This is a genomic window from Burkholderia ambifaria AMMD (genome assembly GCF_000203915.1).
Lineage (GTDB): Bacteria > Pseudomonadota > Gammaproteobacteria > Burkholderiales > Burkholderiaceae > Burkholderia > Burkholderia ambifaria.
In genome coordinates this window covers 2,487,477-2,497,112 of sequence record NC_008391.1, presented here as the reverse complement: position 1 = coordinate 2,497,112, position 9,636 = coordinate 2,487,477, and the positions used below count along the sequence as shown (strand labels likewise).

The window sequence follows — 9,636 nt, the reverse complement described above, 5'->3', positions numbered from 1 at the left end:
ATGGCTCCGCGCCGAACGCCATCGGCCGGCCGACCGTGGCGCCGCACGATGCCGGGATTTCCCCGCCCGGCATCGCATGCGTGTTCGCCGGATCGTCGTCCGACGCTGCTGCGTGCTACTTGTCGTTTGCTGCCTACTGCTGGATGCGCGCGTTGCGGATCAAGTCCGCGACCACCTGGGCGGTCGCCTTCTCCACCGCGACCTGCTCGAGTTGCTGCCGCAGCGTGTCCTTCGCCTGATCGAATGTCGGCACCTGCGTCTGCCGCTTGTCGTCAGCGCGCACGATCCAGTACATGTCGCCGATCTGCACTGGCTCGCGCGTGAGGCCACCCTGCGGCAGTTTGACGAGCGCCTCGGCGAGCTGCTGCGGCCAGTTCTGCGTATGACCGGCCTCGATCGGCGTCTTGAACGAGATCCAGTTCAGCGCACCGCTCTGTGCTGCCGACGGCCCCTTGCTGAACTCCCGCGCGAGCGCGCCGAAGTCCTCGCCCTTTCTGAGCCGCGCGATGATTTGTTTGGCAGTGTCCGCATCGTTGACAGCGATCACGCTCGGCTTGTATTCGTTCTCGCCGAGCGTCGCGACGATCGCGTCGTAGCGTGCCTTGACGTCCGCATCCGTGACCGGCACCGGCTTGACCTGATCCCGCAAATACGCCTGCGTCATCGCGAGCGCCTTCGCCTGCTCGACCGCGGCGACGACCTGCGGCTTCGTGTCGTAGTGCTGCTTCAGCGCCGCCTGGCGAAACAGCTCGCGGGCGATCAGCTGATTCTTCAGTGCCGCGCGCAGCGCCGGCGTATCGGGCGCCTTCGACAGGCGTACCGCTTCGTCGACCTGCGCTTGCGTGATCGGCACGCCGTTCACGCTCCCCACCGCGTCGGCTGGGAGCGCGGCGGTCGCGTCGGCGGGCTTCTTCGCCGCTTTGTTCAGCGCGTATGCATGTGGTGCCAAGGCGCCGCACAGCGCCGCCGCGACGAGTGCGACGCTGATCTTGCGGATGCGCGCCGGCAGGTTCGATTGCATCGCGATCTCGCGACCGTTCGACAGGCGATTCATGAGGTTCTCCATCAGTCCGTCCAGTTGAGTGTTGCCAGCAGCACGGTTGCCTTCTTGCCGAGTGCGGCGGGTTGCGCCAGCGCCTGCCCGACCAGCACTTCGGCCGACACGGTCCCACCTTTCAGGCGCCATTGCGCGCGCGTGCCGACGCCCGTGCCGACCAGCGACGGCCAGCCGCCCTGCGCGTTCAGGTGCGTTTTTCCGCCATCGAGAAATACGTACGGCTCGATGCGTGCGTCATGCCATGCGGGCACGTTTTGCCAGGCCAGCTCGTTGCGCACGAACGCGCCGCTGTCGCCCGCGATCCCGCCTTCGGTAAACCCGCGGACCGAGCCCATGCCACCGAGAAAGATCTGCTCGTTGCCGAACAGCGCAACGCGGCTGTACTGCGCGCGCAGCGTGCCGCGATAGGCCCACGCGGATCCGGCCAGATTGCCGAGCGCGAATTGCAGCGTGCCGGTGGCATCGAGCTTCGTGAACTGACTGTGCGCGTCGTCGATGCCGATCTCGGATGCGTCGTGGTTGGCCGCAAGCCACGGCAAGCCCTGCGATACGCCGATATCCCATGTCGCTGCCGCACCCTGATCGCGCATGACGAAGCGGGACAACCCGTTCAGAGCGACGCGCAGCACCGTCAGGTTCTGCGGCGACAACGGAATGCCGTTGACGTCGCGCTCGGTGCGCAGCTTGTTGAGCGTCACGTCGATGCTCATGCGCCCGCGCGGCGACCGCACCAGCACGTCGTTCCAGCCGAGCATCTGGCTGAACGTGCGCCCCGCGAGCAGCGCGACGTCGCCGATCGCCTGCTGGTACTCGGACATCGACGCCGTGTAGCTGAAGGTCTGATACCCGTATGGCACCGCTGCGGAAAACACGACCGCATTCGTGTCGGTCGTGCAGACGTAGCTGAACGACAACGACTCCTGCAGTCCGATCACGTTGTCGGCTTCGACACCGGCGCGATAGCGCGTCGTACCTGTCTGCGAGCTGCCGTAGTTGTCGATGCCGAAATCGTAATGAAGCCGATCGCCGTAGCGGTTCGAAATCGCGACGATCGAATCGCCCGGTGCTTCGCCGGGCAGAATCCGGATTTCAGCCTGATTGCGCCGCAGCCGGTTGATCTGATCGACGCCCTGTTCGAGGTCGGGCAGGCGCAGCACGTCGCCCGGCGCGCTCGCGAATGCCCATGCGGTGCCGGCTTCCGTCAGTAGCCCACCGCCCCGCACTTCGTACCACTTCTCGTCCGGATCGCGCGGCCGCAATGGCTTGCCGTTCAGCGTCAGCGCGGCCACGCGCCCGGCCACGAGATTGATCTTCAGCGTGCCTGACGCGAGATTCTGCGGGCCGAGATACGCACGCGTCGTGATGTAGCCGCGCGCGATGAATGCTTCGGTCAGCCGGCGCAGCAGCAGGTTGATGCGGTTGCGTCCGAGCTGCTTGCCGATGAACGGCGCCGCGATGCGGTCCAGTTCCGGCTGCCCGAGTATCGTGTCGCCGGTGAATTCGATTCGATCGATCGCGAAGGTCGGCGCGATGTCCGGCAGCGTCTCGATGTCGGCGCCCTGCGGCAGATCCGGCATCGCCGGTTGCTCGGGCAACGCGATCTGTGCCGGCGGTTGCGCAATCTCGTCGCGGCGCTGTCTATCGCGCTGCTCCTGCAGCAAACGCTGCGCGGGATCCTGCTCCGCACGCGGCACCGCGAAGCCGGACGGCACCGGGCCGAGACCGGGCAGCGGGCCGGCCGGCAGTGCACCCGCGAGCTGCGCATACGCACACGGCGACGTCGCGCCGATTGCCAGCGCGAGTGGTGCGGCAATGCGGAGCCGCGCGCGCGACATCACAGACCGAACCAAGACACGAGCCCCATGTGATTGCGGTTGCCGACCGTCACGAGATCGCGATGGGGCGGCCGGATCGTCACGATGCCGCCCGCCGCCGCCGCCCCGTCGGGCGCGCTGTACGCGCCGCCGTCGATATCGGCCTCACCAGTCAGGCGTACCTTGCCGGTTCCGCCAGTGAAAACGCCACCGGTGTCGGCTGCATAAATGGCCGCCCAGCGATTGCCGAACCATGCCTTCAGGTCGTGGTTGCGGTTGATCACGGTGTAGCCCGGCACGCCCTGCGCGAGCGTTTTCGGCGCGTCGAGCGTCAGTGCGCCGAGCGCGAGCACCGTTCCACCAGTGTTCGTGATCTGCGTGCCGGCCTTCAGCTGAATGTCGGACTGGGCCTCGATCACGCCGCCGAACGCCTGCACGCTCGACGATGCGCTCGCGCGGCAGAACACGAAGCACGAGCGTCGGTACGATGCCTGCCCGGTGAAAATGGCCTGCGTGAGGATGTTGTCACGCGCGGCGATGTCGATTGCGCCGCCATTCGACAGGATCGACCCGCCGATATTCGTCACGTTCGCGGCACGCACCGATACATTCCCCGCGTCGGCCGTGATGTACGCGAGCTTCGATGCGTCGTCGAGCCCGCCGTAATCGACGGTGAATCCGTCACTACGATGCTTGAGGAACAGGAAGCGGCCGCCCTGGTCGGAGAAGCCGACCACCGCACCATTCCGCACGCCGGTGCTGTGGTCGACGATGTTCTGCAGGTCACCGCCCGCGTCGATCGAAACGTTGCGGTTCGACAGGATCCGTGCATTCTGATTGACGACATCGGCACCCGCGGTCAGCGACACGTCGCCTTGCACGCCGAACAGAATGCCGATCTGCGTCTGCGGCAGCGACTGATTCAGAATGCGCCCCGCCGCATTCAGTGTCACCGCGCCGGCCGAATCCGAATCCCCGTCGATCGCGGTCTGCCCCTGCACGAGCGAGCCGATGTTCACGATGTCCGCCGCGCTCTTGAGCACGACGCCGCTTTGCGTCGACGCCACGGTGGCACCCTTCATCGCATCGTCGGGCGTCAGCGCGATCCGCGTGCCATTCAGCTTTATGCTGCCCGAAGCCATCAGGCTGCTGCCGGTCAACGCGATCGCATCGGCGGCGGACAAATTCGCGTGGCCACCGGTCGACTTCATTTCGGTGTCGTTCAGCGCGATGCCGCCCTGCACGGTAACGTCGAGGTCGCGCGCGACGCCGATCTTCGCATGCGACATCTCGACGTTGCCGTTCGATGCCAGCGTGAAATCACCGAGCGACGCATTCATCGCGCCGGCACTGCGCACACCGGGGCCGCGGTCCGTGACAATCAACTGCACGCGGCCGCTCGTCACGCTGCCCGCGGCGGTGATGTCGATCGCGTAGGACGATGCGGTGTCCGGATCCGTGGTCGCACTGCGCGAGAGCCAGTCGTTGGCGTTGTCGTTCGGCGACAGCCCCGTGTTCAGCTCGACGCGACTGCGGCCGGCGAGCAGGCGCGCGCCGGCGGTCGCGGACGAGAACGTGTTGTTGATCGGACCGTCGACGACGATGTTCTTCGCGATCAAATCCAGCCCGATCAACGCACCGGCCAAGCCGCCCGGACCGACGACGATCGTGCCGGTCGACGTATCGAGCACGACGTTGCGCTGAATGACGCCGGGCGCGATCTGCAGGTCGTTGAAGGTCACATTGCCAGTGGACAGCGCCACGTGCCCGGTATTGACGAACGATCCACCGTTGACCGTAATGCCGTTCGGGTTGGCGAGCACGACGTTCGCGCGCGGCCCCGCCACGGCGATTTCGCCTTCGATCAGGCTCCGGTTCGTGCTCGTCACCTGGTTGACGATCGTGCGCGCGTTGATGCCGGCGTTGTTCAGCGTTGCGCCGGCGGTCGTCACGTTGAACGACGAATACGTGTTGTTCGATACGCCGGCGACAGCCGGCGCGAGATTCACGAGCTGCCGGCCATTCGGCGCGTTCGACACGCTCGTCGGCGTGCCGCCGTCCGGGACGATGCCCGCAGCGGCCGCGCAATGCGGCAGCAGTCCCGCCGCGGCCAGGCAAAAGCACAGTACGCGCCGGCTCCCGATGCCCACGCGCCCCTTCGAATCGGTGCGTCCCATCTTCTGATCAAGCACGCGGCTTCGCCGGCCGTGCATCCTCGGTTATTTGGTCGTGTGGTTGTACTGCTTTATTTAGTAAGACTTTTATGAACTACCGAGGAAGGGTAACGGCAAGCCCCCGCCCTTTCTTTAGGGTGCTTTATTGAATATTTCTTCCAGTCGCGCCGCCCCGTAGATTACAAAAACATTTCACTCCGAAGACAATGCAGGATTCCGATCGAGCTTGCGCCCAGGGTTTCTCGAACGACCTGCGCCTCGCACCGTCATCCACGTGAACGGCCTCGCCGTGTGGCGCTTCCCGCCCATTGACGCGCCCGCTTCGATCGCGCCGTAGCCGGGGACGTCGTCACGCCGTGTATCCTCGAGGCTTTTCGCCAACCTGGAACGACACCCGAAACAACATGACAACACGACTCGGCTCTCTTCTCGCGTGGCTCGCGGTCATTGAAATCGTCGCGCTGGTGATGTGCTACGGCTATGCCAACTCGATGACCGATCCTTACGCAGGTGTCGGCGTTCTCGGCTTCGGCCTGCGGAGCATGGCCACTGTCTCCGTCCTGGCGCTAGCCGTCGGCGTCGGTTGTCTCGTGGCCCACACGTCGAAACCGGACCAGCGTCCGGAAACTTCATTCCGCATCGCGCTCCCGCTGCACCTTCTGCTGAGCATCCCGGGCCTGTGGTTCTGGTTCAACGCGTAACACATGCCCGAACCGGCGAATGCACGCGCGCAGCCTTCAATGATGCTGCTGCGCTCCCGTCATGACCTGCGCCCTCGCCTCCTTGCGACTGAGCATCAGCGTAACGACCGCCGACACCGCGAGCGTGCCCGCCACCACGTACAGCCCGGCCGCATACCCGCCCGTCACATGCTTGAGCCAGCCGATCGCGAACGGCCCGACGAAACCGCCGAGGTTGCCGATCGAGTTGATCATCGCGATCCCCGCGGCCGCCCCCGCGCCTGACAGGAACGCGCTCGGCATCGCCCACAGCGGCGCCTTCGCGGCGCTGATCCCGATGTTGACGACGACCAGCGCGAGCACGGTCAGGAGCGCCGTGCTCGCCTGCCCCGCGAACACGAAGCCGACGCAGGCCAGCACGCACGGAATCACGACGTGCCACGTGCGCTCGCCGGTGCGATCCGAATCCCGCGCCCAGACGATCATCGCAACGACTGCCGCGACGCTCGGGATGCCGGTGAGCAAGCCCGTCTGCAACGCGGTGAAGCCGAATTGCTTGACCATCAGCGGCGCCCACAGGCCGAGCGTGTAGAGCCCCGCCGACGTGCCGAAGTAGATCAGCGCGAGCGCCAGCACGCGCGGGTCGCGCAGCGCCTGCCACGCGCCGGCCGTATGCCCGGCATGCGTGTGGCGCGCGTCGGCTTCCGTCTTCAGCTTCGCGATCAGCCAGTCGCGCTCGTCGGGCCGCAGCCACGCGGCCTTCGACGGCGAATCGGTCAGGCACTTCAGCACGACGAAGCCGAGCAAGACCGCCGGCAGCGCTTCGATGATGTACAGCATCTGCCAGTCGGCGAGCCCGAACATCGGCGGCATCTGCATGATCGCGCCCGACAGCGGCGCGCCGATCGCCGTGGAGATCGGCGCGGCCGCCATGAACCACGCGGCGGCCACCGCGCGCTGCTTCGCCGGAAACCACAGGCTCAGGTACAGGATGATGCCGGGGAAGAATCCGGCTTCCGCCATGCCGAGCAGGAAGCGCAGCACGTAGAAGCTCGTCGGGCCGGCCGCGAACGCAGACACCGCGGACACGATGCCCCACGTGATCATCACGCGCGCGATCCAGATGCGTGCGCCGACGCGGTGGAGAATCAGATTGCTTGGCACTTCGAACAGAAAGTAGCCGATGAAGAACAGGCCGCCGCCGAATCCGAACGCGGTCGGCGACAGGCCGATCGCCTTGTTCATCGTCATCGCCGCGAAGCCGACGTTGACGCGATCGAGAAAGCTGACGAAGTAAAGCAGCATCACGAACGGAATGATGCGCCACATCAGTTTGCGCGCGACACGGGTTTCAAGATCCGCTTGCATGTGTCTCCTCCTTGGAGGTCGAGCCGTGCGCAGTGCGCGCGTGCCCGGTGGGTGCCGGCCGGTGTCACGACGACGCGTGCGCACCGGCGCCCGGCTCGCGTCGAATGCGCGAGTCGCAGGCAGAAAATTCAGGGACGGTGAACCGACGGCGAACGGCTGCGCACGCGCGCGGCCGTTGCCGTCCTCGTTACCGTCAGGCGACGACCGCCGCGTTCGCGACGCGCTCGCAGACGGCCGCCGTCACCTGCGCGGTACTCGCGCTGCCGCCGAGGTCGCGCGTATGCAGCGACGCGTCCGCCGTGACGGCCTCGATCGCCTGCATCACGCGCGCGGCGGCGTCCGTCTCGCCGAGATGCTCGAGCAGCATCACGACCGACCAGAACGTGCCGACCGGATTCGCGAGGCCCTTGCCCATGATGTCGAACGCGGAGCCGTGGATCGGCTCGAACATCGACGGATAGCGGCGCTCGGGATCGATGTTGCCGGTCGGCGCGATGCCGAGGCTGCCGGCGAGCGCGGCGGCGAGATCGCTGAGGATGTCCGCGTGCAGGTTCGTCGCGACGATCGTGTCGAGCGACGCCGGGCGGTTCACCATGCGCGCGGTCGCGGCGTCGACGAGTTCCTTGTCCCACGTGACGTCGGGGAATTCCTGCGCGACCTGCTTCGCGATCTCGTCCCACATCACCATCGCGTGACGCTGCGCGTTGCTCTTCGTGATGACGGTCAGCAGCTTGCGCGGACGCGACTGCGCGAGCCGGAACGCGAAACGCATGATGCGTTCGACGCCGGCGCGCGTGAGGATCGACACGTCGGTCGCGGCCTCGATCGGATGCCCTTGGTGCACGCGGCCGCCGACGCCCGCGTATTCGCCCTCCGAGTTCTCGCGCACGATCACCCAGTTCAGGTCGTCCGGCCCGCAGCGCTTCAGCGGCGCGTCGATGCCGGGCAGGATGCGCGTCGGGCGCACGTTCGCGTACTGGTCGAAGCCCTGGCAAATCTTCAGGCGCAGGCCCCACAGCGTCACGTGGTCGGGCACGTCGGGGTCGCCCGCCGAGCCGAACAGGATCGCGTCCTTGCCCCGCAGCGCGTCGAGGCCGTCGGCCGGCATCATCGCGCCGTGCTGGCGATAGTAATCGGCGCCCCAGTCGAAATCCTCGAACTCGAACGCAAAGCGGTCGCTGCCGCGGGCCAGCGCTTCCAGCAGCTGCTTGCCGGCCGGCACCACTTCCTTGCCGATGCCGTCGCCGGGAATGGTCGCGATACGGTAGGTCTTCATGCTGACATCCTCGATTGATCGTAAGCGTGAATGCACTTTACCGAACCGGCAGTACGGGAACCGGTGCTAGACTCAAACCATCTTTAACTTTGATTCATGAATCCCGTCATGGCGGATACCGTCCAGCCGGCCGATCTCGGCTTCTTCTCGACGCTGGCCGCGTCGGGCAGCCTGAGCGCGGCCGCGCGCGAACTCGGGCTGACCGCGGCGGCCGTCAGCAAGCGGCTCACGCAGATGGAGCGCCGCGCGGGCGTGACGCTCGTCAACCGCACGACACGGCGCATGATGCTGACGCCCGAAGGCGACGTGTATCTCGACTACGCCCGCCGGATCCTCGATCAGATGGACGAACTGGGCGAATTGCTCGGTAGTGCGAAACAGCGGCCGAAGGGGCTGCTGCGCGTGAACGCGACGCTCGGCTTCGGGCGCAGCCACGTCGGCCCGGCGATCTCGCGCTTCGTCGCGCGCTATCCGGAAGTGTCGGTGCAGTTGCAGCTGTCGGTGATGCCGCCGCCGCTGACGGATGACGCGTTCGACGTGTGCATCCGCTTCGGCGAGCCGCCCGACACGCGCGTCGTCGCGCGGCGGCTCGCACCGAACCGCCGGTTGCTGTGCGCGGCGCCCGCGTATCTCGCTCGACACGGGACACCGGGCACGCCGCACGAGCTGACGCGGCACAACTGCATCGGCATCCGGCAAGGCGATGAAGGCTACGGGATCTGGCGGCTGACGGGCGGACGCGGCGCGGCGCGCAACACGGAGGCCGTGCGGATCAACGGCAACCTGACGACGAACGACGGCGAGATCGCGGTGAAGTGGGCGCTCGACGGGCACGGGATTTTGATGCGCGCGGAATGGGATATCCGCGACTACCTGGCCGACGGGCGCCTCGTCGTCGTGCTGCCCGATTACGAGACGCCGGCTGCAGATATTTACGCGGTGTATGCGCAACGGCATCAGATGTCCGCGCGGATACGCGCGTTCGTGGACTATCTGGCGAGGGAGCTGGGTGGATGACGGGGGGTGCGGGCGGACGAGCCCCAGTGCGCCCTGCAGGCGAAGTGCCCCCGGGCGTCCCGGTATAAACCGCGTTCGGCGCTGGCTCGCGCGATCGAGAAAATGTCAATATTTCGGTGTTTTTTCATATAAAAAGCCAGAATATTTACATTTCCTCTTGCGCTACCGGATCAAACCCCCGCTTACGACCCATCGAAGTGCTATTATTTTGGCGTTATCACATAAAAAGTGATGAAATAATAGCTCCCAC

General features: G+C 66.2%; 7 protein-coding genes. 2 read left to right on the top strand and 5 right to left on the bottom strand.

Annotated features, from left to right (window positions below; translation table 11 throughout):
• Positions 1 to 133: 133 nt before the first annotated feature.
• The 3 genes from BAMB_RS27155 to BAMB_RS27145 are packed head-to-tail and all read right to left on the bottom strand — an operon-like array spanning position 134 to position 5,048.
• On the bottom strand, positions 134 to 1,054 hold the full coding sequence (locus BAMB_RS27155) for a peptidylprolyl isomerase (RefSeq protein ID WP_045554998.1): 921 nt from the start codon (positions 1,052 to 1,054) through the stop codon (positions 134 to 136).
• Positions 1,055 to 1,065: 11 nt separating this feature from the next.
• On the bottom strand, positions 1,066 to 2,892 hold the full coding sequence (locus BAMB_RS27150; protein WP_011660360.1) for a ShlB/FhaC/HecB family hemolysin secretion/activation protein: 1,827 nt from the start codon (positions 2,890 to 2,892) through the stop codon (positions 1,066 to 1,068).
• Positions 2,892 to 5,048: a filamentous hemagglutinin N-terminal domain-containing protein gene (locus BAMB_RS27145; protein WP_041491600.1), complete on the bottom strand. Its 2,157-nt coding sequence runs from the start codon at positions 5,046 to 5,048 to the stop codon at positions 2,892 to 2,894. The genes BAMB_RS27150 and BAMB_RS27145 overlap by 1 nt, the downstream gene beginning before the upstream one ends.
• A 401-nt stretch (positions 5,049 to 5,449) precedes the next feature.
• On the opposite strand from BAMB_RS27145, the gene BAMB_RS27140 reads away from it, so the two are divergent.
• The gene (locus tag BAMB_RS27140) at positions 5,450 to 5,746 is read left to right on the top strand and encodes a hypothetical protein (RefSeq protein ID WP_011660358.1); all 297 of its coding nucleotides are present in this window, start codon (positions 5,450 to 5,452) and stop codon (positions 5,744 to 5,746) included.
• Positions 5,747 to 5,782: 36 nt separating this feature from the next.
• On the opposite strand, the gene BAMB_RS27135 is transcribed toward BAMB_RS27140, so the two are convergent.
• Positions 5,783 to 7,093 carry an MFS transporter gene (locus tag BAMB_RS27135; protein ID WP_011660357.1) on the bottom strand — a complete coding sequence of 437 codons (1,311 nt, stop codon included), beginning with the start codon at positions 7,091 to 7,093 and terminating at the stop codon, positions 5,783 to 5,785.
• Positions 7,094 to 7,286: 193 nt separating this feature from the next.
• Positions 7,287 to 8,369 (bottom strand): tartrate dehydrogenase, encoded by a 1,083-nt coding sequence (locus tag BAMB_RS27130; protein ID WP_011660356.1) that lies wholly within the window; start codon positions 8,367 to 8,369, stop codon positions 7,287 to 7,289.
• 108 nt (positions 8,370 to 8,477) lie between these two features.
• Here BAMB_RS27130 and BAMB_RS27125 point away from each other — a divergent pair, with 108 nt between their 5' ends.
• Positions 8,478 to 9,386 carry a LysR substrate-binding domain-containing protein gene (locus BAMB_RS27125; RefSeq protein WP_041491599.1) on the top strand — a complete coding sequence of 303 codons (909 nt, stop codon included), beginning with the start codon at positions 8,478 to 8,480 and terminating at the stop codon, positions 9,384 to 9,386.
• The last annotated feature ends 250 nt before the right edge of the window (positions 9,387 to 9,636 follow it).